The 24919-nt window shown below is 71.0% G+C and carries 23 protein-coding genes, 1 tRNA gene and 1 pseudogene; 15 read left to right on the top strand and 10 right to left on the bottom strand.

From position 1 onward, the window contains the following. Positions 1-43: 43 nt before the first annotated feature. Positions 44-811 (top strand): cyclase family protein, encoded by a 768-nt coding sequence (locus H4F70_RS01660; protein ID WP_182358783.1) that lies wholly within the window; start codon positions 44-46, stop codon positions 809-811. A 57-nt stretch (positions 812-868) separates the two neighbouring features. On the opposite strand, the gene H4F70_RS20775 is transcribed toward H4F70_RS01660, so the two are convergent. From H4F70_RS20775 to H4F70_RS01650, 3 genes are all read right to left on the bottom strand, one after another. Then, complete coding sequence (locus H4F70_RS20775) at positions 869-991, bottom strand: hypothetical protein (protein ID WP_268968350.1); 123 nt, start codon at positions 989-991, stop codon at positions 869-871. 139 nt (positions 992-1130) lie between these two features. After that, positions 1131-1268, bottom strand: a complete 138-nt coding sequence (locus H4F70_RS01655; protein ID WP_182358782.1) for a hypothetical protein — start codon at positions 1266-1268, stop codon at positions 1131-1133. A gap of 250 nt (positions 1269-1518) precedes the next feature. Continuing rightward, complete coding sequence (locus tag H4F70_RS01650) at positions 1519-2259, bottom strand: hypothetical protein (RefSeq protein ID WP_182358781.1); 741 nt, start codon at positions 2257-2259, stop codon at positions 1519-1521. 114 nt (positions 2260-2373) lie between these two features. Between H4F70_RS01650 and H4F70_RS01645 the strand changes: the two genes are divergently transcribed. The 7 genes from H4F70_RS01645 (at position 2374) to H4F70_RS01615 (ending at position 9416) form a co-directional block, all read left to right on the top strand. After that, on the top strand, positions 2374-3240 hold the full coding sequence (locus H4F70_RS01645; protein WP_182358780.1) for an alpha/beta fold hydrolase: 867 nt from the start codon (positions 2374-2376) through the stop codon (positions 3238-3240). A gap of 10 nt (positions 3241-3250) precedes the next feature. Beyond that, complete coding sequence (dapA, locus tag H4F70_RS01640) at positions 3251-4141, top strand: 4-hydroxy-tetrahydrodipicolinate synthase (protein WP_182358779.1); 891 nt, start codon at positions 3251-3253, stop codon at positions 4139-4141. Between the two features lie 117 nt (positions 4142-4258). Continuing rightward, on the top strand, positions 4259-5335 hold the full coding sequence (locus H4F70_RS01635; protein ID WP_182358778.1) for a baeRF2 domain-containing protein: 1077 nt from the start codon (positions 4259-4261) through the stop codon (positions 5333-5335). A 67-nt stretch (positions 5336-5402) separates the two neighbouring features. After that, complete coding sequence (locus H4F70_RS01630; protein ID WP_235681278.1) at positions 5403-5954, top strand: hypothetical protein; 552 nt, start codon at positions 5403-5405, stop codon at positions 5952-5954. Positions 5955-5981: 27 nt separating this feature from the next. After that, positions 5982-7937: an aconitate hydratase gene (locus H4F70_RS01625; RefSeq protein WP_182358777.1), complete on the top strand. Its 1956-nt coding sequence runs from the start codon at positions 5982-5984 to the stop codon at positions 7935-7937. Between the two features lie 202 nt (positions 7938-8139). Further along, a complete protein-coding gene (locus H4F70_RS01620) occupies positions 8140-8847 on the top strand; it encodes a hypothetical protein (protein WP_182358776.1) in 708 nt (235 codons plus the stop codon). After that, positions 8844-9416, top strand: coding sequence for a maleylpyruvate isomerase N-terminal domain-containing protein (locus H4F70_RS01615; protein ID WP_182358775.1), 573 nt, complete (start codon positions 8844-8846; stop codon positions 9414-9416). The genes H4F70_RS01620 and H4F70_RS01615 overlap by 4 nt, the downstream gene beginning before the upstream one ends. A gap of 7 nt (positions 9417-9423) precedes the next feature. Here the strand turns inward: H4F70_RS01615 and H4F70_RS01610 are convergent, their stop codons facing one another. After that, on the bottom strand, positions 9424-10074 hold the full coding sequence (locus tag H4F70_RS01610; protein WP_182358774.1) for a TetR family transcriptional regulator: 651 nt from the start codon (positions 10072-10074) through the stop codon (positions 9424-9426). Beyond that, complete coding sequence (locus tag H4F70_RS01605; protein WP_182358773.1) at positions 10074-12338, bottom strand: MMPL family transporter; 2265 nt, start codon at positions 12336-12338, stop codon at positions 10074-10076. The genes H4F70_RS01610 and H4F70_RS01605 overlap by 1 nt, the downstream gene beginning before the upstream one ends. A gap of 444 nt (positions 12339-12782) precedes the next feature. Between H4F70_RS01605 and H4F70_RS01600 the strand changes: the two genes are divergently transcribed. From H4F70_RS01600 to nrfD, 6 genes and pseudogenes are all read left to right on the top strand, one after another. Then, positions 12783-13466, top strand: coding sequence for a hypothetical protein (locus H4F70_RS01600; protein ID WP_182358772.1), 684 nt, complete (start codon positions 12783-12785; stop codon positions 13464-13466). 22 nt (positions 13467-13488) lie between these two features. Next, complete coding sequence (locus H4F70_RS01595; RefSeq protein WP_220471752.1) at positions 13489-13773, top strand: transcriptional regulator; 285 nt, start codon at positions 13489-13491, stop codon at positions 13771-13773. Between the two features lie 184 nt (positions 13774-13957). After that, the gene (locus tag H4F70_RS01590; RefSeq protein WP_182358770.1) at positions 13958-14185 is read left to right on the top strand and encodes a hypothetical protein; all 228 of its coding nucleotides are present in this window, start codon (positions 13958-13960) and stop codon (positions 14183-14185) included. 154 nt (positions 14186-14339) lie between these two features. Beyond that, positions 14340-17651, top strand: a pseudogene (gene fdh, locus H4F70_RS01580) (formate dehydrogenase). A 38-nt stretch (positions 17652-17689) separates the two neighbouring features. Further along, positions 17690-18664 carry a 4Fe-4S dicluster domain-containing protein gene (locus H4F70_RS01575; RefSeq protein WP_372497618.1) on the top strand — a complete coding sequence of 325 codons (975 nt, stop codon included), beginning with the start codon at positions 17690-17692 and terminating at the stop codon, positions 18662-18664. Then, the gene (gene nrfD / locus H4F70_RS01570; protein ID WP_372497617.1) at positions 18661-19674 is read left to right on the top strand and encodes an NrfD/PsrC family molybdoenzyme membrane anchor subunit; all 1014 of its coding nucleotides are present in this window, start codon (positions 18661-18663) and stop codon (positions 19672-19674) included. The genes H4F70_RS01575 and nrfD overlap by 4 nt, the downstream gene beginning before the upstream one ends. A 10-nt stretch (positions 19675-19684) precedes the next feature. On the opposite strand, the gene H4F70_RS01565 is transcribed toward nrfD, so the two are convergent. From H4F70_RS01565 to H4F70_RS01545, 5 genes are all read right to left on the bottom strand, one after another. Continuing rightward, the gene (locus tag H4F70_RS01565; RefSeq protein ID WP_182358769.1) at positions 19685-20074 is read right to left on the bottom strand and encodes a hypothetical protein; all 390 of its coding nucleotides are present in this window, start codon (positions 20072-20074) and stop codon (positions 19685-19687) included. A gap of 182 nt (positions 20075-20256) precedes the next feature. Beyond that, positions 20257-20445: a hypothetical protein gene (locus H4F70_RS01560; protein WP_182358768.1), complete on the bottom strand. Its 189-nt coding sequence runs from the start codon at positions 20443-20445 to the stop codon at positions 20257-20259. A gap of 76 nt (positions 20446-20521) precedes the next feature. Then, positions 20522-22339, bottom strand: a complete 1818-nt coding sequence (gene selB / locus H4F70_RS01555) for a selenocysteine-specific translation elongation factor (RefSeq protein WP_182358767.1) — start codon at positions 22337-22339, stop codon at positions 20522-20524. Then, on the bottom strand, positions 22336-23583 hold the full coding sequence (selA, locus tag H4F70_RS01550) for an L-seryl-tRNA(Sec) selenium transferase (RefSeq protein WP_235681461.1): 1248 nt from the start codon (positions 23581-23583) through the stop codon (positions 22336-22338). The genes selB and selA overlap by 4 nt, the downstream gene beginning before the upstream one ends. A gap of 116 nt (positions 23584-23699) precedes the next feature. Beyond that, positions 23700-23795: transfer RNA gene (locus H4F70_RS01545), tRNA-Sec, on the bottom strand. Positions 23796-23869: 74 nt separating this feature from the next. Here H4F70_RS01545 and selD point away from each other — a divergent pair. Further along, positions 23870-24898, top strand: a complete 1029-nt coding sequence (gene selD, locus H4F70_RS01540; protein ID WP_182358766.1) for a selenide, water dikinase SelD — start codon at positions 23870-23872, stop codon at positions 24896-24898. Positions 24899-24919 lie beyond the last annotated feature (21 nt).

The raw sequence follows: 24919 nt of genomic DNA, 5'->3' as shown, positions 1-24919 counted from the left end.
GGCGCCGACGGCACGGACCATCATCGCAACGAAGGGACAGACCATGCTCACCGAACTGCTTTCCGCCCTCGACCGCGGGGCGATCAGGATGATCGACCTGACCAACACGCTCTCCTCGGACACGCCCACGCTGCGGCTGCCCGAGCCGTTCTCCAACCTCATCGACTTCAGCCTCGAGGAGGTCAGCGCCTACAACGAGCCCGGCCCGTTCTGGAAGCACCACAACATCCGCACCGGCGAGCACATCGGCACGCACATCGACGCGCCCGTGCACTGGATCAGCGGTCGTGAGGGCAAGGACGTCGCCGGCATCGGGCTGCCCCGGCTCGTCGGCCCGGCGGTGGTGCTCGACGTGCGCGCGGAGGTGGAGGACGACCCGGATTTCCTCATCGACGTGCCGCGCATCGAAGCCTGGGAGGCCGAGCACGGGCGGCTGCCGGAGAACGGCTGGCTGCTGCTGCGCACCGGGTGGGAGAAGTACTCGGACGACCAGGAGGCGTTCCTCAATGCCGACGAGAACGGTTCGCACACACCTGGACTCAGCGCCGAGGCGGCCGAGTGGCTGGCCACCGAGCGGCCGATCTCCGGCATCGGCGTGGACACGGTGGGCATCGACGCCGGGAAGGCGGCCGAGTTCCAGCCGCCGTTCCCCGCCCACCACCACCTGTTGGGGCACGACAAGTACGGGGTCACCTCGCTGCAGAACCTCGCGCAGCTGCCCGTCACCGGCGCGGTGCTCGTGGTGGCGCCCCTGCCGATCGTCGGCGGCACCGGCAGCCCGGCCCGGGTGTTCGCGCTGGTCGAGGAGTGAGGGTGGCGTGGGCGCCCACGCCGGCCGCCGCATCCGGAGGCCCTCTGCGTGCGACGGTCAACGGCGTCGCCGATGGATGATGTGACCGGCGCAACCTGCGACGAGCACCAGCCACAACGGGTAGCCGGTGAGCACCGTGACCGTCCCCGACGCCGGGTCGTCACGGTGGAACAGCGCCACACTCAACGCAGTCGCGCCAACCAGCCCGGCGGTGACAACGACCAGGGCCGAGCAGACTGTGCGAGTCCATGACTCGGCTCTGCGAGGGGAAGACGAACAGTGTTCGGGGGGCATCGGCATCTCCTGTCCGCGATACGCGTCAGCTGTCGCTGGCGCGGTCGATGATCGGCTTTCCGTCGGCGGTGAAGGGTGCACGGTCAGCGTTGGCCCACAGTGCCTTGCCGAATTCCTGCAGCAAGTATGGGTAGCCGTCCGCGGCGGCGAGGACGATGTTCAAGGCATCATCGGTGAGCGCCCCGCCGTACGCGCGAATCGCCCCGGCGAGCGCGTCAGCGGCTGGGACCCAGCCCCGAGGTTGAATGGCTTGAGATCAAGGTCCATCGCCGAATCTCCACATGTATCGACCAATATCCTCTTTGACACGATAATCGTGGATACTTTGCGATAAGCCTGCGAGGAGATCCGAGGCCCGACACGGGACGGAGCACTGCAAGTGGAACGTCAGGACGATCGTCGCCGATGCGGCCTCAGCGCTGGGCGCACCCGGTGGCGAGCGCGTCGATGCCGCTGTTGAGCCGCTCGAAGTCGAGGGCCGGGATGGCCTCGTTGATCGTGGCGGCGGACGCGTCCAGGCCCTCATCGATGGTTCCGTCCAGGTGACTTGCACCGCCGACGGGGCCGGGCCCTGCGATCAACCCGGCCGCAGCCGCCACGGCGGTCAGGGTCGGGTCGGCCTCGTCATGGACGGCGAAGTTCGACCGGCCCAGTGGATAGTCGCCGGCGCGCGCATCCGCGATCAGGGCGCACGCGTAGTCGACCCGCCCACTCCGCGACACGTCCGGCGTGTCCTCCGGCAGTCCCCGCGCAGCGCAGTCATCGGCCATCGCGGTGATGCTCGCGTCGACACCGTCAATATCGAGCGTGGTGGTGCTGCCAAGCGCGTCGACGGCGTGCGCGGACAGCGATTCATAGCCGGGGACGTGCGATCCCGTCAATGCACCGAAGAGCCGCACGGCACCGGCGAAGCCTGCACCGACCGCGCTGCCGGCTTCCGGATCGAAGACGCTTCCGTCGGCAGGCAGGTCACGGACCAGCGCGCACGCGTAGTCCATACGCCCGCTCTGCGAAATGTCCGGCGCCGCCGCCGCCGACGGGCCACTGCCGCCGTCCGCAGTGGTACTGCTGCCGCATGCCGCGAGGAGCACGGACAAAGCGCAGCCGACCACCGCCCGGCCCGGCAGTGACCGGCGGCCGCCCACAATCGGCATTGCTCGCACCTGTCCTCCCGCACGACTTGACTCCACCGCCATCGATGTCCCGGAAACTACCAAAGCGCACCGGATCCCGGGCGCACACGCCGTGATGCGGGCACAATCCCGGGCATGAGCGACGCACACCACGGCACCCCCGCACCCTTCACCGACATTCGCCGGATCCCAGTCGGCGAGCACACCTTCGACGTCGCCGTGGCCGGCCCCGACGATGGCGAGCCGGTGCTGCTGCTGCACGGGTTCCCGGAGTCGTACGACGAGTGGCGGGCGATAGCGCCTCTTCTCACCGCCGCGGGGTTGCGGGTGATCGCTCCGGACCAGCGCGGGTACTCCCCCGGCGCGCGCCCGCCTGAGGTGGAGGACTACCTGATCGACAACCTGGTGGACGACGTCCTCGGGATCCTCGACCGCTTCGGGGCCGGCCGTGCGCACATCGTCGGGCACGATTGGGGCGCCTCGGTGGCGTGGACCCTCGCCGCGCAGCGCCCCGAGCGGGTCGCCACGCTCACGGCCGTCTCGGTTCCGCACCTCGCGGCGTTCCGCAGCGCGCTGAAGAACGACCCGGATCAGCGCCGCAAATCGCAGTACATGCAGGTGTTCCGCGAGGAGGGCCGGGCGGAGGAGGCGCTGCTGGCCGACGGGGCGCGGCGCTTCCGGGAGATGTTCGGCGGCGCGGTGCCCGCCGATCTCATCGACGCGCACCTGGACCGCCTCGGCACGCGCGCGGGCCTCGTCGCCGCGCTGAACTGGTACCGGGCGATGACCCCGGAGATGTCGAAGCTGCCGCCGGTCGACGTGCCCACCACCTACGTCTGGGGCACCGAGGACGTGGCGCTGGGGCGGACGGGCGCCGAGGCCTGCGGGGATCACGTGACCGCCGACTACCTGTTCGTGCCGCTGGAGGGCATCGGCCACTGGATTCCGGAGGAGGCGCCGGCGCGGCTGGCGGCGGAGATCCTCGCCCGGGCCCGGGGGTAATCTCGTGGCCATGGTGGACACCCCCTTCGGGCGGGTCATCACGGCGATGGTGACCCCCATGCACTCGGACGGCTCGATCGACTACGACGGGCTGCAACGCCTGGCCGTGCACCTGGCGGACCACGGCCACGACGGCCTGCTGGTCAACGGCACCACGGGCGAGTCCGCCACCACCACCGACGACGAGGACTACGACTCGGTGCAGGCCGTGGTGGAGGCCGTGGGCGACCGGGTCACGGTGATGGCCGGCTGCGGCACCAACGACACCGAGCACTCCACCCGCGCGGCACGGGAGATGGTCGCCCGCGGCGCCGACGCGCTCCTGGTGGTGACCCCCTACTACAACAAGCCGCCGCAGGACTGCATCCTCGAGCACTTCCGGCTGGTCGCCGAGGCCGGCGACGGCACGCCGGTGATGCTGTACGACATCCCCGGGCGCACCGGCACCGCGCTGACCACCGACACCGTCCGGCGCGCCGCCCAGATCGAGCACGTCCGGGCCGTCAAGGATGCGAAGGGCGACTTCTTCGAGGCCAGCAGGCTGATGGCGGAGACCGATCTGCTCTGGTACTCGGGCGACGACATCGTCAACCTCCCGCACCTCGCCCAGGGCGCCACCGGCATCGTCTCCGTGGTCGGGCACGTCGCCGGGGACCGGTACGCCGAGATGATCGCGGCGGTCGACAGCGGCGACCTGCCGCGTGCGCAGGAGATCCACCGGCGGCTCATCCCCGCGGTGGACGCGATCATGCACGTCTCGCAGGGCGCCATCCAGGCGAAAGCGGCGATGAAGATGCTCGGCGTCATCGAGTCGGACGCGCTGCGCATGCCGCTGCGCTCGGCACCCGCCGCCGACGTGGAGACACTGCGCACGGGGCTCACCGCAGCGGGGCTGCTGTAGCGCCGCACCACCGCACAGACCGCGTACGGTCGTAGATACGGATGGAATGCACCCGGGCCGCCGGCGATGTGGACCAGCCCCCGACGGCGGCGCACTGGCAGGAAGAGGTGATCGCCAGTGGAGCTCACACGCCTCCGCCCCGTACTCGAGCATCCGGGCCCGATGGCCACGGTGTACCTGGAGAACCGCCCGCCCGGCGAGGACGCCGGCACCCAGTCGCGGCTGCGGTGGCAGTCGGTGCGTGAACGCCTCGAGGCCGACGGGGCGACCCGGGCGACGCTCACTGCACTGGACGCGGCGTTGCAGCAGGATCCGGTCGGCGAGGTGCAGGCCGACGGGCGGGTACTGGTCGCATGCGACGACGGGGTTCTGCTGGACGAGCACTGGGACGCATCCCTCGGCAGCGGCGACGCCGGGTACTGGTCCGACGTCCCGCAACTGGACCGCTACCTGCGCGAGGCGCTCACCGCGGTGCGCCTGCTCGTGGCCGTCGCCGACCAGCAGGGCGCCCGTATCCGCCAGGAAGTGCTCGGCGAGCTGGGGCCCGACGGATCCGAACCGGCCGAGGAGCAACAGTTCTCCGCCGCGGACAGCGCGGTGGCGGGGTCCGGCGGTGCACGCGTGCACAAGGCCCGCAGGGGCTACCTGTCGCACAAGCACAATCAGCGTCGGGCCGACGAGGTGGTGCATCAGAACGCGGCGGACATCGCGGCACACCTGGTACGGACGGCCGAGCGCTTCCGGCCGGACGTGTTGATCCTCGCGGGCACAGTGCAGGGACGCACCGCCGTGCACGGCGAACTTCCAGAGCATCTGGCACGGATCAGCGTCGACGCCGACAGGGGCGGCGTCCAGGACGACGCGGCGGAGGCCGCGCTCGCCGAGCAGATCGACGAGATCGCCGACACGCTGCGCAGCCGCCGCCTGGCCGCGGACACCGACGCATTCGAGTTGGCCAGGAGCCAGGGTTTGACGGTGTGCGGGCCGGGGCCGGTCGCCGACGCCGCCCGGCAGGGCGCCGTGAGCACGGTGGTGCTGGGCCACGAGGCCGCGGACCGGCCTACGGGAGACGCGCTCGCGGCATCGTCCGCGTGCGGGGCGGACGTGACGCTGGTGGATCTTCCGGAGGACGATTACACGGACGGCCGGCGGGGTATCGCAGCGGTGCTGCGTTTCGCGGTACCGACCGCGTGACGCGGCGACGGGCCTCAGCGGACGCCGGGGCCGTGCCACGCGCTCGACCGACCAGGAGGCCCACCTCATGACGACGAACAACGGGCTGCAGATGCACGCCCCCGCACGCACGGTGCTGCGCTGCGGCGCGGCCGGACTGCTCGCGGCCGGGCTCACTGTGGGCGGCGTATCGGCGGCCGCGGCGGCGCCACCGGACGCTCCGCCGCCCGCACACCTGAGTATCGACGGCAATCTGCAGTTGGCGCCCGGCGTGAACCTGCTGAAGATCGACGCCCAGGGCATGAGATCGACGGACGGGACCACCACCGGTACCTACACGGCCACGGTCCAACTGGGATCGAGTTCCACGCCGCTGACGGTGACCGGCCCCGTCACGTGCATCGCCGTCGACGGCGCCGACGCATCGCTGATCTACCCGATCAGCGGCATCATGGGCACGCAGCTGCCGGGCTCGCTGGACAGCGCACTGGCCGTGCAGGTGTCGGTGCATCAGGGCACGGACGGCGAGGGCGACATGGCCGGGGTCTCGCTGCCGATGCCCACTGGGGCGTTCGACGGCTGCGAACCGGCGGGAACGCCGTTCCCGTTCGAGGGCACCATCGACGCAAGTACCGGATAGCCGGACGACGGGACGGAGGAACACCCCATGCCGGAGAACGTTGCGCGCAAGCTGATCGCCGCCCACCTCGAATCGGGTGAGATGTCCCCGGGCGAGGAGATCGGGATCCGGATCGATCAGACCCTCACCCAGGACGCCACGGGCACACTGGTCATGCAGGAGCTCGAGGCGCTCGGCCTGGACCGCGCGCAAACGGAGGTCAGCGTCCAGTACGTGGACCACAACCTGCTGCAGACCGACCAGAAGAACGCCGAGGACCACGAGTACCTGCGCACCGCCTGCGAACGGTACGGACTGTGGTTCTCCAAGGCCGGCAACGGCGTCTCGCACCCGACGCACATGCAGCGCTTCGGCATCCCCGGCAAGACGATGGTCGGCTCCGATTCGCACACCCCGGCGGCCGGCTCGCTGGGCATGCTCGCCATCGGCGTGGGCGGCCTGGAGGTGGCGCTGGCCATCGCGGGGAATCCCCTTCGCATCAGGATGCCCGAGATCTGGGGAGTGCGCCTGGAAGGCGAATTGCCGCAGTGGTGTTCGGCCAAGGACGTGATCCTGGAAATGCTGCGGCGCCACGGCGTCAAGGGAGGTGTGGGCCGGATCATCGAGTACCACGGCCCCGGTCTCGCACACCTCACCGCGATGGACCGGCACGTGATCGCCAACATGGGTGCCGAGCTCGGCGCCACCACCACCGTGTTCCCCTCCGATGACGCCGTGCGCACGTTCCTGCGCGGCGAGCAGCGCGAGGACGACTTCGTCGAACTCCTCGCGGACGACGGCGCGCGATACGACGTCGAGGAGTCCCTCGACCTGTCGCAGATCGAGCCGCTGATCGCCAAGCCGTCGTCGCCCGGCAACGTGGTGCCGGTGCGCGAGGTGGCCGGCACCGACATCGCTCAGGTCGTCATCGGCTCGAGCGCCAACCCCGGGCTGCGCGACTTCGCCATCGCCGCCGCGATGGTCGAGGGTAGGCAGACCGCGCCGGACGTGAGCTTCGACGTCAACCCCACCTCGCGGCAGATCCTGTCCGATCTGATGACGATGGGCGCCGCCACGCGGCTCGTCGTCGCCGGTGCGCGCATTCACCAGGCCGGCTGCATGGGGTGCATCGGCATGGGCCAGGCTCCGGCCACCGGACGCAACTCGCTGCGCACGATGCCGCGCAACTTCCCGGGCCGCTCGGGCACCAAGGAGGACTCGGTATGGCTGTGCTCGCCCGAGACCGCCGCCGCGTCGGCGCTCGTCGGGGAGATCATCGACCCCCGTGACTGGGCCGAGAAGGAAGCACAGGAATATCCGGAGCTGCGGCTGCCGGAGGTCTCCGCAGTGAACACCGCGATGCTGGTGCCGCCGCTCGGGCCTGCCGCGGCGCGCGAGGTCACGCCCGTCAAGGGGCCCAACATCTCCAGCCTGCCGGAGCTCGACCCGTTGCCGGACCGGCTTTCCGCCCCCGTCCTGCTGATGACGGGCGACGACATCTCCACCGATGAGATCTCGCCCGCCGGCGCCCGGGCGCTGCCGTTCCGCTCCAACATCCCCAAGCTCGCCGAGTTCAGCTTCACCCAGCTCGACGAGACCTACCCGCAGCGCGCGCTGGAACAGCGCGACTCCGGCGGGGAGCACGTGATCATCGGCGGCGAGAACTACGGGCAGGGGTCCTCGCGCGAGCACGCCGCCATCGCACCCCGGTATCTGGGGCTGCGGGTGGTGATCACCAAGTCCTACGCCCGCATCCACTGGCAGAACCTCGCCAACTTCGGGGTGCTGGCACTCGAGTTCGACGACCCCGCCGACTACGACGCGATCGGCTCGGGCGACGTCCTCGAATTCGAGGGACTGCGCTCGGCGATCGCCGACGGCGACACGGTGACGGTGCGCAACGCCACCAAGGACAGCACGTTCACCACCCGGCACCGGCTCAGCGAGCGCCAGGTGGCGGACGTGCTGGCGGGCGGGATCATCCCGCGGCTCGCGGAGGCATGATCCCGACTCCCGGTGGCAACCGGGCCGCGCCACCCTCGCCGAGCAAGTGCTTTTCGCCGGATCACGCGACGGAACGTGCAGAATCCACTTGGTCGACGGGGGCAGTGCGGGCAGCCGGAGACACGGAGGCAAGCACAGTGCGGGATGATGCAACCGCAACGCCGATGCTGTGTCCCGCGCCACCGGCTGGCAGGATGGGGACGTGGACGCACTGCTCGAATTCGCCGGGAACTACTGGTGGCTCGTCTTCGTCTTCGGCGGCAGCATCGGTGGAGTCGCCAAGGGCATCAGCGCCGCCAACCAGCGCCGCGCGGAGCGGCGCCAGGAGCGTTTCCGCATCAAGCAGGAGACCAAGGTGGCCGTCGCCCAGGCCAACGCCCGGCAGCACAAGGACCGCCAGGCGCAGAAGCGCGACATCGCCGGCGCCCTCGACGAGCACCGGCAGACCGATACGCGCTGGTTCGCCTACGAGACCGATCTGGTCACCCTGCTCGACTACCCGATGATGATCGACCTGCGCGAGCCGCTCACCGTCGAGTTTCACAAGACCAAGCGCCGGGCGGATCTGCTCAAGCCCGACGACCCCGACACGCTGCTCGACGACCTCGACGCGCAGACCGAGTACCGCGACGCCGTCCACGCCTACGCGATCGCCTTCGACGTGGCTGAGACGGAGGCGAAGCGCCGCCGCCACGGCGGCTTCGACCCCCGTGAACAGGAGCGGCTCACCCGGGCCCAGCACCTGCTGCGACTCGCCTTCGACGACGGGGCCACCGCCCAGGAGCGGCAGGCCGCCTACAAGCGGGCCCGTAAGGAACTCGACGGGCTCATCGTCATGCCGCAGATCGGGCTGCAGCGGTTGGAGGCCCAGATCGCAGGCCAGCTGGAACGGGGCATGTCGGAGCCGTGACGATCACCGACGCCGACCTGCGCCTGCTCACCCGCGCCACGGACGGGTTCGGCGCCGTGCTCGCGCGCACCGACCTCACCGGCGACGATGCCGGCCGTTGCGCGGGATGGACGTTGCGCGACGTCGCCAACCACGTGCTCGGCGGGGCGATCCGCTACCAGCACTACTTCTCCGGCGGCGACCCCGCCGAGGTGGCGTGGAGCAGGACCGCCGATCACGCAGGCGGAGACGCGGCGGCGGCACACCGCCGGGTGTCGGCGATGCTGAATGACCGCATCACCGAACACCGCGGCAGCGCGATCACGCTGCACCACCCGCTCGCCGACATCGACGTGCCGACCCTGCTGGTGCTGCGGGTGCAGGAGCTCGTGCTGCACGGGTGGGACATCGCGTCCGTCGCCGCGCCGTCGGTGACGATTGATCCCGCGCTCGGCGTGTTCCTGCTCGAGCGGGGCGCGTCGGTGCGCACGCTGCTCCGGGACCACGGCGCGCTGGGGCCGGAGCACGATCCGGGCGCCGAGGCCGACCTCACCGCGCGGGTGCTCGCCGCGTGGGGGCGGTGGCCGTAGCGCGCCACTATTCCAACGGCAGCCCGCGTTCGAGCAGGTCGATGGCCGCCATCATGCGGTCGAGGTCGGTGCCGTCGGGCACGCAGCCCGAGTCGTCTTCGCCCATGAGCCGGAAGGCCACCCCGCCGACGGCGGCGATGAACACGCGCAACGCGAAGTCGTCGCTCTGCACGTCCAAGTAGTCGGCGAAGAACTCCGCGGCCTCCGCGATGCTCTGTTCCTTCTGCAGCTGGTAGGCCTCGCGCAGCGCGGTTTCGGCGTCGATGAGCGCCATGCGCTGCGGGTCGCTGGTCCACTCGTCTGCCGCGTGCACCTGGTACATCTCCCGGATCAGCCGGCGCAGCAGATCGAAGTGGCCGAGGCCGGGCGGGATCCCGGCGAGCGCCGCGTCGATGGCGTCGTCCAGGTCGTGCGAGAGCACCACCTGCTCCTTCGTCTGGAAGTAGCGGAAGAAGGTCGTGTGCGAGACCTCGGCCTCGTGGGCGATCTGCTCCACCGTGGTGTTGCCGTATCCCTGCGCGGTGAACAGGCGCATGGCGGCCGCGCGGATCGCCCCGCGGGTGCGGATCTTCTGCTTCTCGCGCAACGACACTTTCGCGGGTGCGCCCGCCCGGCCCGCCGCAGGGGCGGGCCGGGCGGGCGCCTGGGATCCGGACATCAACGGGACCCTACCGGCACGGGCTGTCCGCCGTTTCCGTCCGCGCCGCCCTCGCCCGCGGGGACGGCCTCCAATCCGCGGTCCTTGATGGCGCCGCCCTCGATGTCGAAGTTGAGCACCAGCTTGTCCAGCCACTTCGGCAGGCGCCAGGCCCTGTCCCCGAGCAGTGCGAGCACCGCGGGCACCACCATCATGCGGATGATGAAGGCGTCGAAGAACACGGCGATGGCCAGCGCGAAGCCGATCATCTTGGCGGTGGTGTCCGGCGAGAGGATGAACGCCGCGAACACGCTGATCATGATGAGCGCAGCGGAGGTGACCACCCGGGCGCCGTGCCGGTAGCCGGCGATGATGGCGTCCTTGGCGTTCATGCCGTGCATGTACTCCTCGCGCATGCGGGTCACCAAGAACACCTGGTAGTCCATGGCCAGGCCGAACACGAGCCCGATGAGCATGATCGGCAGGAACGACAGGATCGGCTGCGTGTGGCTGATGATCCCCAGCCATCCCTCCTGGAACACGGCCACCGTCACGCCGAAGGCCCCGAGCACCGAGAAGATGAACCCGACGGTGCCGACCAGGGGCACCCACAGCGAGCGGAACACGCCGATCATGATGAGGAACGCGAGCCCCACGACCACGACCAGATACGGGATCAGCGCGGTATCGAGCTTGGCGGACAAGTCCGACATGATCGCCGTCTGGCCGCCCACGTGCAGCTCGGCCCCCTGCGCCTCTATCTCCGGGGCGATGTCGCGGATGTTCTCCATCAGGTCGTGCGTCTGCTGCGAGGCCGGCGCGCTTTCCGGGGTGATCATGATCAGCGCGGAGTCGGCGCCCACATTGGGGTTCGCCGGATCCGTCGTGCCGTTGCCCACCCAGGTGAGCGCCTGCGGGTTGGCCACGTCGTCGAGGGTGGCGATCGTGCTCACCGCGGCGTCGGCGGCACCCGCCACGTTTCCGTCGTCGCTGTGCAGCACCGCGAACAGCGGACCGTTGACGCCCTCGCCGAAGCCCTCGGACATCAGATCCAGCGCGGCCACCTCGTCGTCGCTCTCCATCGACAGCCCCAGTTCCAGCTTGGACATGGGGATCGCGGCGAGGGCCAACAGCACGAGCCCGCCGATGATGACGGGAATGGGCCGGCGCACGATCGTGCGGCCGAAGCGCACGCCGTTGGTCTCGCCGCCCGCGCTCGGGTCGGCATGTTTGATCCACGGGATCCGCGGCAGGAATGCGACGCGGCCAAACGCGCCGAGCAGCGCCGGGATGAACGTGATGGCCGCGAGCACGGCGACGGCCACGGCCATCCCCGCGCCGGCGCCCATCTGGGTGATCATCGGGATGCCGACGACGCTGAGCGCGACGACGGCGATGATGACGGTGAGCCCGGCGAAGATGACGGCACTGCCCGCGGTGCCCACGGCGCGGCCCGCGGCGTCCTCCTTGGTGCCGCCGCGCTGCAGTTCACTGCGGTAGCGGGAGACGATGAACAGCGCATAGTCGATGGACACCGCGATGCCGAGCATGGTGATGATGCTGATTGCGGACTCGTTGATGGACAGGAACTCCGCGCCCAACGTGAACAGCATGATGGTCAGGCCCACGCCCAGGAGCCCGGTGACGAGCGGGATGAACGCCGCGATCAGCGCCCCGAACGCCACGACCATGACGACGAAGGCCACCGCGAAACCGATGAGTTCGGCCGATCCGCCCGGCGACATCACCTGCATGAGCGCGCCGGTCGCCTCCACCTGCAGCCCGCCGCCGCGGTGCTCGTCGAGGATGTCGGTGAGCTCGGTCTTGTTGTCGACGGTCAGGTCCATCATGTTGATGTCCTGGTCCACCTGGATGAGCCCCACGCGCCCGTCGTCGCCCAGCACGCTCGGCGCCAGCTGCGGCTGGGCCTCCGCGACGGCGACCGGGTTCGCGATGGACGCCGGATCGGAGACCTCCGGCAGCCCCTTGAGGTCAGCCACCAGCGCGTCGATCTGCTCGGTGTGGTGCGACAGCCCGTCGTCCGCCTGGATGAGCACGGAAGTGGACGCGTTCTCCTGCTTGGTCATCACCTGCGGGAAGTAGTCCTGCATCTGCTCGGTGGCGATGCCCGCGTCGGTGCCCGGAAGCGAGAAGTCCTTGGCGAACTTGGGCGCGAACGCCTGCACCATCGAGGCCACGGCGATCAGGGCCGCCAGCCACGCCGCGATGATCCACCACTTGTGCCGGAAACAGAACCTTCCGACGCGGAACAGTATCGATGCCATGCGGGCGGCCTCTCCGTACTGCACCGTCCGCGCATGGCGCGGCGGTGACGACTGCTGCGGGTTCGTGTTAGTTGGTACCACTTGTTAGTGAGTCCAGCCATGGATGCCCTGGCGCGACCAGGCCGGACGCGGGCAGCGCGTGCGCAACGTCACCCCGGGCCGGGTGCACGAAGACCGCGACCGATGCTGGACGCGCTGCGTATACAAAGCACTGTGACGCACTTCGGCGCCCGGGCACATCGGTCGGGAGCCTGATTCCCCGCCGCCGAAAGTATGAGATCGCTCAGGGTTCCGTGGGGGACGTCCCTGGGGGCCGGGGCGGCGTGACCTCTCGATTTGCAGATCGATCTGTGACAAACAGGCCATTCGCCGCACACACGGAGATCGGTGCGGATATGGTTTGCGAGACAAAGTCACTTGCAGCGCACACTCTGGAGGTGGACGATGCACCCGCAGGAAGACGCCCTGGGACTCTTGACCGAGGTGCAGCGAAGCCGGCGGTTCGCAAGACGCTCCCGTCCACGTCTGTGGATTCCCGTTGCACTGCTGGGCATTGTTGTCGCAGCAGCATCACCTCTGTATCGGCGGCTGCCGATGTCGGAGTGGGGCGAACACGACAGGAGCGGCGTCCTGCTCGGTTTCGGCGGGTTGCAGTACCCGGCCGCTGCTGCCGGGTACTGGCTCGTGGCGCTCCCCATCGCGTATGCGCTGATCGCGGTCTACCTGATGTCGTGGAACCGGGTCCGCGGAGTGCGGATCAACGCGGCCGGCGCCGCAATTCTCGGCCTTGCCCTGTACGGGTTGTACTTCGTGCTGACTGTCTTTCTTCCTGATTTCCTACAAGCAAACGCACCGGGGGACCTGCTGGTTCGAGGCCTGACTCCCTTGATCCTGATTGCTCTCGTGATCCTCGCATGGGGACTGATCCTCAGGCGTTGGAGCATGGTCGGCGTGGGCGCCGTGTCCTTGTCCGCGAGCTTGGTGTCGAACCTCTACGACGTCGCCAACCCGCTTGTCGCCTCCGGCGTCGACATCGCACTGGAGAACCGCCTCATGGTGAACGTGGGGCTCACTGCAATAGTCCTCCTTATTGGCGCTCTCTTGTTGGCTCTGACAGAGCGGCGGTGACATGGACCATCCGGCGACGCAATTGAGCGAGCTGATCCATCAGAAGACCAGGCTGGGGATCATGGCCCTCCTCCGCGAGGCCAGCTCGGCCGAGTTCCGGCTCATCGCCAGCACGCTCAACCTGACCGCGGGCAACCTGTCACGCCACATCGCTATACTCGAGAATGCGGGACTCGTCAAGACGTCGAAGGGCTACGTCGGGAAGCGGCCGCGCACCTGGGTGGCCATCACCCATACCGGCCGCACCGAGCTAGCTAAAGAAGTCAAGTACCTCAAGAAGATCATCGACTCCCATCCGAACGAGTAGGGGCGATGAACTGAGCCCGCCACCGATGAGCGCCACGTGCAACCCTGGAACCATGCCTTCCGCAACTGCACCCCCCACCCGCTACCCGCCGCGTTGGAGCGCCGGGTGGGGGGTCATTGCGGCGAGCATCATCGCCGTATTCGTCTTTGTCCCCGCAACATTCAGGATCCAAAAGGCCCTGAACGTGCCACCCATCGACCCCACCCCCGGAAGCACTGCGGAGATTGCCGAGTCGTACTGGTGGACGTGGGCCCTCTGCTTCGCCTTGCTGCTCACGCCGGCACTGGTGATGGCCGTATTCCGCAGGTCCAGACGTGCCGCCGCCGGATACGCGATCACCGCGACGGTGCTCGGCGGACTGCTCGCCGCGGCGGTCATCAGCTTCGAGCTCGGCGGCTTCGCCCCCTCCTAGCCGGATCACCACAACACACCACGGCCCTGCCCTTAGTCTGGCGTCATCGCGCGAAGCAATACGCTCCCGGCGCCTCCGCCCGCCGGGTAGCGTGTGAGGCAGCCGCTGCCCGCGGGGCGGCGGAGCGCGTGGAGTACGAGCCGGGAGGTGCGCCGTGTCAGGACGCCGATCGTCAGGCGGGTGGCCCGTGTGGCGCCAGTTCGCCGGGGGCGACCCGCTCGGCCGCGGGGCCGCTGCGCAGTCGCGCCGGAGCCTCGAGATCACACCGCGCACCGCGTCGGCGGACAAGGTGGTCAAGAGCATCTGCCCGTACTGTGCCGTCGGCTGCGGGCAGAACGTCTACGTCAAAGACGGGCGGGTCACCCAGATTGAGGGCGATCCGGACAGTCCCGTCTCCCGCGGGCGCCTGTGCCCCAAGGGCTCGGCCTCCAAGCAGCTCGTCACCAATCCCGGCCGCCCGGAGACGGTGCTCTACCCCGCCGCCCGCACGCCGCGGAGTGGGAGCCGATCGGCCTGGACGAGGCCATGGAGATGGTCGCGGACCGCGTGCTGGACGCGCGCGACCGGTTCTGGCAGTGGGAGACCGACGACGGCACCCGGGTGCGCCGCACGTCCGGGTTCGCGTCGCTCGGCGGCGCCACGCTGGACAACGAAGAGAACTACCTGATGAAGAAGCTCTACACGGCGCTCGGGGCGCTGGAAGTGGAGAACCAGGCGCGCATTTGACACTCCTCCACCGTTCCCGGTCTGGGAACCTCGTTCGGACGTGGTGGCGCCACAAGCTACCTGCAGGACCTCGCCAACGCGGACTGCATCATCATTCAGGGCTCGAACATGGCCGAATGCCACCCGGTGGGCTTCCAGTGGGTGATGGAGGGCCAAGCGCAAGGGCGCGAAGGTCATCCACGTGGATCCGCGCTTCACCCGCACCTCGGCGATGGCCGATGAGCACGTGCCGGTCCGCGCCGGCGCGGACATCGCATTCCTGGGCGGGCTGATCCACCAGGTGCTGGAGAACAACGCGTACTTCCACGAGTACGTGACCGCCTACACCAACGCGCCGATCATCGTCTCGGACGAGTTCCGCGACACCGAGGAACTGGCCGGGTTCTTCTCCGGGTTCGATGAGGACTCGCGCAGCTACGACACCTCCAGCTGGCAGTACAAGGGCGCGGAGAAGACGGCCGCCGCCGGCAAACGCGACGTGGGCCCGCACGAGGACTCCGAGCGCAGCCCTGGCGGCGCCCCCGGACAACATGCGGAGCCGGAGTCCGCCGGCAGCGGCGGCGCCCGCGCCACCCGGGAGGTGCAGCATCCGCACGTCGACCCCACGCTGCAAGATCCGCGCTGCGTATTCCAGATCCTGCGGCGCCACTTCGCCCGGTACACACCCGAGACGGTCGAGGAGACGTGCGGCGTTCCGCGCGAGCAGTTCCTGCGCGTGGCCCGCGCGCTGACGGAGAACTCGGGCCGCGATCGCACCACCGCGTTCTGCTATGCCGTCGGCTGGACCCAGCACACGGTGGGCGTCCAATACATCCGCACCGCGGCGATCCTGCAGCTGCTGCTGGGCAACATCGGCCGGCCCGGCGGCGGCATCATGGCGCTGCGCGGGCACGCCAGCATCCAGGGCTCCACCGACATCCCCACCCTCTACAACCTGCTGCCCGGGTACGTGCCCATGCCGCACGCCCACAAGCACCAGGGCCTGGACGAGTTCGTGGGCGCCGACGCCGGCGCCAAGGGCTACTGGGGCAACATGCGCTCCTACGCCGTCAGCCTGCTCAAGTCGTGGTGGGGCGACGCCGCCACCGAGGACAACGAGTACTGCTTCGACTACCTGCCGCGGATGACCGGGGTGCACGATTCCACCACCACCGTGGAGCGGCAGTTGAACGAGGGCGGGGGCGGTTACTTCCTGGTGGGCGAGAACCCCGCCGTCGGCACCGCCAACGGCCGCATGCAGCGCGCCGGCCTGGCCAACCTGGACTGGCTGGTGGTCCGCGACCTTTCGCTCATCGAGTCGGCCACGTTCTGGAAGGACGGACCGGAGATCGAAACCGGCGAGATGCGGACCGAGGACATCGGCACCGAGGTGTTCTTCTTCCCCGCCGCCAACCACGTGGAGAAGCAGGGCAGCTTCACCAACACGCAGCGGCTGCTGCAGTGGCACCGCCAGGCCGTCAACCCGCCGGGCGACGCGCGCAGCGAGCTGTGGTTCTACTACCATCTGGGCCGCATCCTCAAGCAGCGCGTGGCCGGGTCCACCGACGAGCGCGACCGGCCGTTGCAGGACCTCACGTGGAACTACCGGCTGGAGCCGGGCACCGACGAGCCGGACGCGGTCGCGGTGCTCGAGGAGATCAACGGCACCGACTCCGACGGCGCACCGCTGTCGAGCTACACCCAGCTCAAGGACGACGGTTCGACGCGCTGCGGCTGCTGGATCTACTGCGGGGTCGGCGCGGACGGCGTCAACCAGGCGGACCGCCGCACACCGCACACCGAGCAGGACCAGGTGGCGGCCGAGTGGGGCTGGGCGTGGCCGGCGAACCGGCGCATCCTCTACAACCGCGCCTCGGCGGACCCGGAGGGCCGGCCTTGGAGCGAACGCAAGAAGCACGTCTGGTGGGACCCGGACGCTCCCGCCGACGGCAACTCTGACGGCTCGGGGCGCACCGGCCGCTGGGTGGGCGTGGATGTGCCGGACTTCGAGGCCACCAAGCCGCCCGACTACCGGCCCCCGGCGGGCGCGCTCGCCGAGGACGCGATCGGCGGTGACGAGCCGTTCATCATGCAGGACGACGGGCGGGCCTGGCTCTACGCGCCCACCGGCCTGGCCGACGGCCCCCTTCCCACCCACTACGAGCCGCCCGAGTCGCCGCTGCGCAACCCGCTGTACCCGCAGCAGTCCAACCCGGCACGCAAGACGCACCCCGGCCGCTACAACCGCTACAACCCTGCGCACGGCGCGGCAGGCAGCGCGGTGTTCCCGTACGTGTTCACCACCTACCGGCTCACCGAACACCACACCGCGGGCGCGATGAGCCGGACGCTGCCGTACCTGTCGGAGCTGCAGCCGGAGTTCTTCTGCGAGGTCAGTCCCGAGCTAGCCCGGGAACGCGGGCTGGTCAACGGCGGCTGGGCCACCATCGTCACCGCCCGCACCGCGGTGGAGGCACGCGTGCTCGTGACCCCGCGGATGAAGCCGCTGCGCGCCGGCGGGCAGACCGTGCACCAAGTGGGGCTGCCGTATCACTGGGGGCCCAACGGGATCGCCACCGGCGACGCCGCCAACGACCTGCTGCCGCAGGCGCTGGACCCCAACGTGTCGATCCCGGCCACCAAGTCCACCAGCTGCGACGTGCAGCCGGGCCGGCGCCCGCGGGGTCCCGCGCTACTGGAGTTCGTCGAGGAATACCGGCGCCGCGCGGGCGTGACGCCGCAGACCGGAACGGAGGTGTGACGGACGTGGACGACGCATCCGCAGGCGGTGCCGGGTTCCTGTCGAGCCTGGGCCGGTCATTCTTCAGCCCGGGGTCGGGTGGCACCGGTACCGGACCGTTCGACCCGGCCCGCGACGCCGGCTACACCGACCCGCCGCCGCGCAAGGGCTTTTTCACCGACACGTCGGTGTGCATCGGATGCAAGGCATGCGAGGTGGCGTGCAAGGAGTGGAACGCGGTGCCCGAGGACGGGATCGCGCTCACCGGCATGTCCTACGACAACACCGGCGGGCTGGGCGGCTCCACCTGGCGGCACGTCGCCTTCATCGAGCAGGAGCTGCCGGCCCCCGGGCAGGGCGGCGGGCGTCCTGACACCGTCGACCTGGGCATGCCCACCGCCACCCTCCCGGGCGCCGACCCGGAGCACCGCGAGCACGCGGACTTCCGGTGGCTCATGGAATCCGACGTGTGCAAGCACTGCACCCACGCCGCGTGCCTGGACGTGTGCCCCACGGGCGCGCTGTTCCGCACCGAGTTCGGCACCGTCGTGGTGCAGGACGACATCTGCAACGGCTGCGGCTACTGCGTGCCTGCCTGCCCGTACGGGGTGATCGACCGCCGCGACGGGCCCGCCGGGGACCCTGCGGTGGGCCTGGCGCAGAAGTGCACGCTCTGCTACGACCGGCTTTCCGACGGCATGGAACCCGCCTGCGCGAAGGCGTGCCCCACCCAGTCGATCCAGTTCGGCGACCTCGACGAGCTACGCGAACGGGCGCAGGGCCGGCTTGACATGCTCGTCGAATCCGGGGAGACCACCGCGCAGCTCTACGGGCACGACCCGGGCAACGGTGTCGGCGGCACGGGGGCGTTCTTCCTGCTGCTCGACGAGCCGGAGGTGTACGGGCTGCCGCCGGACCCGGTGGTGACCACTAAGGACCTGCCGGGCATGTGGCGCCAGGCGGCGCTGGCGGCCGCCGCACTACTCGGCGGCGCCGCAGCGGCCTTCATCGGGGCCGGAGGGGGGCGACGGTGACCGAACAGGATGTGCGACGGCGGGGCGGCGGCAAGCGCAGGCGGCGGCGCGGCCGCGGCGAGCAGGCCATGGTGCCCGACGCCGAGTTCACCTCCTACTACGGGCGTCCCGTCGTCAAGGCCTCGCCGTGGCAGGCGGACATCCCGGCCTACCTGTTCCTCGGCGGCCTCGCGGGCGGTTCCTCGCTGCTCGCGGCCGGCGCCGACCTGGCCGGGCTGCCGCGCCAGCGCCGGTCCGCGCGCCTGGTCGCCTCCGGCGCCATCGCGGGCAGCCTCTACGCTCTCATCCACGACCTCGGCCGGCCGGCACGGTTCCACCACATGCTGCGGGTGGCCAAGGTGACCTCGCCGATGAGCGTGGGCACCTGGATCCTGTCCGCCTACGGCCCGTTCAACGCACTGGCCACGGCCGGAGAGCTGATCGGGCTCATGCCGGAGTCGGTGCGCCGCAGCAGAATCGGGCGGACGCTCGGGGTAGCGGGACGTCCCGGCGGGATGGTCGCCGCTCTCATCGCGCCCGCCGTCGCCTCCTACACCGCGGTATTGCTCACCGATACCGCGACGCCCACCTGGCACGCGGCCAAGCGGGAGCTGCCGTTCGTGTTCGTGGGCTCCGCCGCGGCGGCCACCGGCGGAATGGGACTGGTGGCCGGGCCGCTCGGCGAGTCCGGACCGGCGCGGAACCTCGCCGTCGGCGGGGCGGTGCTGGAGCTCGGCGCCTCGCGGATCATGCAGCACAGCATGGGTATCACGGCCGAGCCGCTGCACCAGGGCACGGCCGGCAACCTGCACACGGCCGCCACCACGCTCACCACTGCCGGTGCCGTGGGGGCCGTGGCGGGGCAGCGCAGCAGGATCGCGTCGGTCCTGTCCGGCCTGGCGCTCACCGCCGGGTCCGCCTGCACACGGTTCGCGATCTTCCACGCCGGGCAGGCCTCCGCGCACGACCCCCGCTACACCGTGGTGCCGCAGCGCGAGCGGCGCGAGGCCCGGGGGGCGTCCACCTCCTGACCGGCCCCGTTCAGGAGGCGCCCAGCGACGCGAGGCTGCCCTTCGGCACACCCGGCACGCCGTCGCCGCCGCCGTGCACCTCCTGTGCTGCCGCCGCAGCCGTCACGGCGATGGTCGGCGTCCCGTCCTGCCGGAGCCAGGCGGCACCGAACGCTCCGGGATCGTCTTCCCGGAGCCGCTGCGCCTCGGCTGACACCGCTCGCGCATCGTGCGCGCGCTCGACGTATTCGCGCGGGCTGATGCCCAGGTCGCGGCGCACAGCCTCCTTGGGTCCGGCCGACAGCGTTGTGGCCTGCGCCGCATCCGTTCCCGACCACGTCATGTCCGTCTGCGGCGCCGCTGACGCCGGTTGCCATACGGTCACCGAGAGCGTCGCCGCGGCGACCGCGCCTCCGAGCACGACCGCGCACCGAGCGCCTCGGGTCCTCTCCACTGGCCTGCCCTCTGTCCTGTGTCAGGTCCCCTCACTCCACCAAAGAACTCAACACGACGATGCGACTCGGCGCGACGAAACACTCTGTGTCGGGTGAGCGGATCGCCATTCCGTTCAGGACGTCGGCGCGGCATGGGCGACCGGACACTTCACCCCGCGAAGATTCCGCGTACCAGCCCGATCAGTAGGAAAACCCACGCCGCCACGAGGACGACGAGTCCGTATGCCTCCACCGCGCGGGCCAGCCTAGAAGGCTGTTCACGTCGCATCATCACGTACAACACCAGCGCGAGGAGCGCGGTGGCGGCGATGAAGATCAGCACGGCGAACAGGGTCATGTGCCAAGCATGGCAGTTCGCGGTCAGGAGAGGGGGCATAGCCGGCAGCGCCGCCGGTACCGGCCGCTCGCCGGACTCACACCACTTCGTGCCCGTCGTCGCCCACCCTGCGGGTCAGCCCTCGCCGCGCCAGCAGCTCGAGCAGCGGCATCATCACCCGGCGCGAGGTTTCCAGGCGTCCGCGCGCCTCGCTGGGGGTGAACGGGGCGGGCAGCTCGCGCAGGGCGGCCGCCGCCGACTCCACCGCATCGGGCGCCAGCCACACCCCCGGTCCGATCTCGGCCAGCAGCCCGTCTCGGGCGCACGCGGCCAGTTCCCGCCGGCCCAAGCCCAGCTCGTCGAGCTCTCTCGCCGTGGGCGCCGCGAACGGATTCCGGCGCAGGCGTTCCCGCAGTTCGTCCGCCGCGGCCCGCACCTCCGGCGGCAGTCCCCCGTCGGCGCCGGCCAAGATGATGCGCCCGGCCGCGCTCCGCAGCGCCGACGCTGCGGGCCGCGCGAGCACCGCCTCCAGCAAGTGCGCGTCGGGCAGGGCCAAGGCGTGGCGGGCCGCCTCCGCGGGAACGCCGGGTTCGAGCGGGTCGCGCCGGTCCTCCTCCTGCACGAACGCCACCAGCCGCGTCGCGAGCGCGTCGGCCACGGCGTCGTCAATGAGCCAACCGCCGCGCCCCGCGCCCTCGGGCACCGGCACGCCCCATGCGCGCAGGTCGTTGATCCGCGCCCAGCCCCGGCGCCGCAGTTCGGATCCGGCATCCGGCCGTTCCGGCTGGCCCGCCAGCGTCTCGGCGCGGCGGCGGGCATCGCCGCGGCGGGTGAGCGGAGGCGGCGATGGGTCCAGCACCGCAGCGCCGGCGGGGATGCGGTGCGTGCCCGGATCGCGCAGGATCAGCCGGTCGCCCACCCGCAGCGGCAGCGAATCGCCGAAGTGGAGCCGGGCGAACGGCGAATCGGCAAGCATCCGCACCCGCACGGGGGTGGATACGGAACCGACGTGCGCGGTCATGTTCTCCGGCAGCCGGATCGGCTTCGGCGCCCCCGGACCAGGTGCGAGGCGCACATCCGCAACGGACGTTCGCCGCCAGCGCCCGGGGCTCAGCAACGCCGTGCCGCGCGGCACCTCGTCGACGGCGGCGCCGCGCAGGTTGAGGGCGACACGCACCGTGCCCGTCACCGATCGCTTGTCGCGGCCCAGGGACTGCATGCCCCGCACGGTCACGCGCCGTCCGTCGGCACCGACGGTCAGCGCGTCCCCCACCCGTAGGGTTCCGTCGCCGAGCGTGCCGGTGACCACCGTCCCCGCCCCGCCGATCGTGAACGACCGGTCCACCCACAGGCGCACATCGGCGCCCGGATCCGGCCGGGGAAGCCCGCCCGCCAGGTCCGCGAGCGCCGACCGCAGCGCGTCCATGCCCGCGCCGGTCGCCGCGGACACCGCCACCGCGGGAATGCCGGCGAGCGGGGTGCCGGCCAGCGCGTCGCGCGCCTCGGCCAGCGCCAGGTCCGGCTCCATCAGGTCGCAGCGCGTGATCACCAGAACGCCCCGGCGCACCCCCAACGCCGCGAGCGCCTCCAGGTGCTCCTGGGACTGCGGCATCCACCCGTCGTCGGCGGCGACCACGAACAGCGCGGCCGGCACCGGGCCAACGCCCGCGAGCATGTTGGCGACGAAGCGCCGGTGCCCCGGCACGTCGACGAATGCGGCGGTCACGCCGCCGTCGAGCACGGTCGACGCGAAACCCAGGTCGATGGTGAGCCCGCGGCGGCGTTCCTCGGCCCAGCGGTCGGGCTCGGTGCCGGTGAGCGCGCGCACCAGGGTGGACTTGCCGTGGTCGACGTGCCCGGCGGTGGCGATGACGGCGGGCGCCGAACCGTCCCCCGTCGCCGAGCGGCCCTTCACTGGGCCGTCCGCACCTGGTTCAGCAGCACGTCGTCGTCCGCCGCGGCCACCGCGCGCAGGTCCAGCATCAGCCGGCCCTCGGTCACCCGCCCGAGCACCGCGGGACGCACGGCGCGCAGAGGCGCGGCGAACCGGGTGGGCAGCGATACCGCCGCACTGGGCAGCTCCACCCCCGGCGCCCCGCCGCCGCCCACCGTGGCGCGCGAGTCGACGGCCACAGCGTCGATGCCGTCGCCGCGCAGGGCCTCCGCGAGCCGCTCCGCCCGTGCCCGCAGACCGCGCGGGTCGGCCTCGAGCGCCGCGACGGTGGGGGTGCGGGGCCCGCCGACGGTGGCCTCGAACGCGGCGAGCGTGAGCTTGTCCACCCGCATCGCCCGCGCGAGGGGGTGCCGTCGCATCACGTGGATCAGGTCGGCGCGGCCCACCAACACGCCCGCCTGCGGCCCGCCGAGCAGTTTGTCGCCGCTGGCGGTGACAAGGTCGGCGCCGGCGCGGAGCGTGCCGCCGGCGCTCGGCTCATCGGGCAGAGTCGGGTGCGGCGCGAGCAGCCCCGAGCCGATGTCGGCCACCACGGGGACCCCCAGCCCCCGCAGTTCGTGGACCCCCGCACCCGCCGTGAATCCGCTGATGACGAAGTTCGACGGGTGCACCTTGAGGATGAAGGCGGTCGTCTCGTCGACGGCACGGGCGTAGTCGTCGGCGGTCACCCGGTTGGTGGTGCCCACCTCGCGTAGCGTCGCCCCTGTGGATTCGAGCAGGTCGGGCAGCCGGAACCCGTCGCCGATCTCGACCATCTCTCCGCGTGCGATGACGATGGACCCGGGTGCCCGCGTGTGAGCCGGAGTGAGTGCGGTGGCGGCGAGCGCCAGTGCCGCGGCGCCGTTGTTCACCAGGTAGGCATCCTCGGCGTCCGGCACGGCGGCCAGCAGGGTCTCCAGCGCGCCGCGCCCACGTGCGCCCCGGCGGCCGGTGGCCAGGTCCAGTTCCACGTCGGTGGCGCCGGCGACGACCCCCACCGCGCGCACGGCCGCCTCCGACAGGGGCGCGCGGCCCAGGTTGGTGTGCAGCAGCACCCCGGTGGCGTTGATGACGCGCACGGAGGTGATCGGCGCGTCGGGGAGCTGCCCGAGCACCGTGTCGACGATGTCGGCCGGGGCCAGCTCGCCCGCGCGCACCGCATTCTGGGCGCCCTTCAACCACGCTTTGACGTAGGGGGCTCCGAGCGCGTTGATGGCGGGCCGCATCCGCTCGTCGCGCAACAGCGCGTCGGTGGACGGGACGCGTCGGCGCGGGTCGGCGCCGCCCTCGCCAGGTTCGGCTGCTATGGCGGGCACCGCCTCTCTGCACGCACCGGTTGCTGTGGCGGAGGCGGACGGGAATCGAACCCGCCTGACCGGGATGCCCGGCCACGTCGGTTTTGAAGACCGCGGGGTCCACCAGGAGCCCTGACGCCTCCGTCACAAGTAAGCCCCGCCGCGGTTCCGTTCGTCAAGCCGACGGACAGGACGGAGTCGGCCTATCGTCGGTGCCATGACGTCCCCGACCACGCACTCGCACACGGTTCCGGCGCCGGCGCGCCTCACGTCGTTCGGACACGGCGGCGGCTGCGCCTGCAAGATCCCGCCCGGGGCGCTCGAGGACGTCGTCGCGGGGCTCGTCGGCGCGCCGGTCGCCGAGCCTGCGGGCGAGCTCATGGTGGGCCTCGACGACGGCGATGACGCTGCGGCCGTGCGCATCCGCGACGACATCGCCGTGATCTCCACCGCGGATTTCTTCACCCCCGTCGTCGACGACCCGTACGACTGGGGCCGGATCGCCGCCGCCAACGCGCTGTCGGACGTGTACGCGATGGGCGGCACGCCGCTGGTGGCGGTGAACCTGCTGTGCTGGCCCACCGGCTCGCTGTCCTACGAGATGGCCGCGGAGGTGCTCCGCGGGGGCCGCGACGTGGCAGGCGCCGCCGGGTGCCACGTGGCCGGCGGGCACAGCGTGGACGATCCGGAGCCCAAGTTCGGCATGGCCGTCACCGGCACTGCGGACCCCGCCCGGCTCATGCGCAACGACGCCGGCCGGCCAGGGATGCCGTTGAGCCTGACGAAACCGCTGGGCATCGGAGTGCTCAACTGCCTGCACAAGAACACCGGCGAACCGATCCCCCATGCCGTCGACGCGATGACCCGCCTCAACGCCGACGCCGCCCGCGCCGCGCTCGCCGCGGGGGTCACCTGCGCCACGGACGTCACCGGCTTCGGGCTGCTGGGGCACCTGTTCAAGGCGGCGCGGGCCAGCGGAGTGTCCGCGGTGATCGACGCGGCCGCGGTCCCCTATCTGGACGGCGCGCGGGAGGCCCTGCGCGACGGGTTCGTCAGCGGCGGGACCCGGCGCAACCTGGACTGGGTGCGCCCGCACCTGCGCTCCATGGTGGGCGAGGACGAGTTGCTGCTGCTCGCCGACGCGCAGACGTCCGGGGGGCTGCTGGTGGCCGGCGAGGTTCCCGGAGCGCCGGTGATCGGCGAGCTGGTGGCCGCCGACCCCGGCGCGGTGCTCACCGTCCGGTGACGCGGGCGCACCGCCCCCACG

This window comes from Tomitella gaofuii (assembly GCF_014126825.1).
GTDB classification, from domain to species: Bacteria; Actinomycetota; Actinomycetes; order Mycobacteriales; family Mycobacteriaceae; genus Tomitella; species Tomitella gaofuii.
The sequence above is the reverse complement of the archived record's forward strand: the minus strand, read 5'-3'. Positions and strand labels throughout refer to the sequence as shown.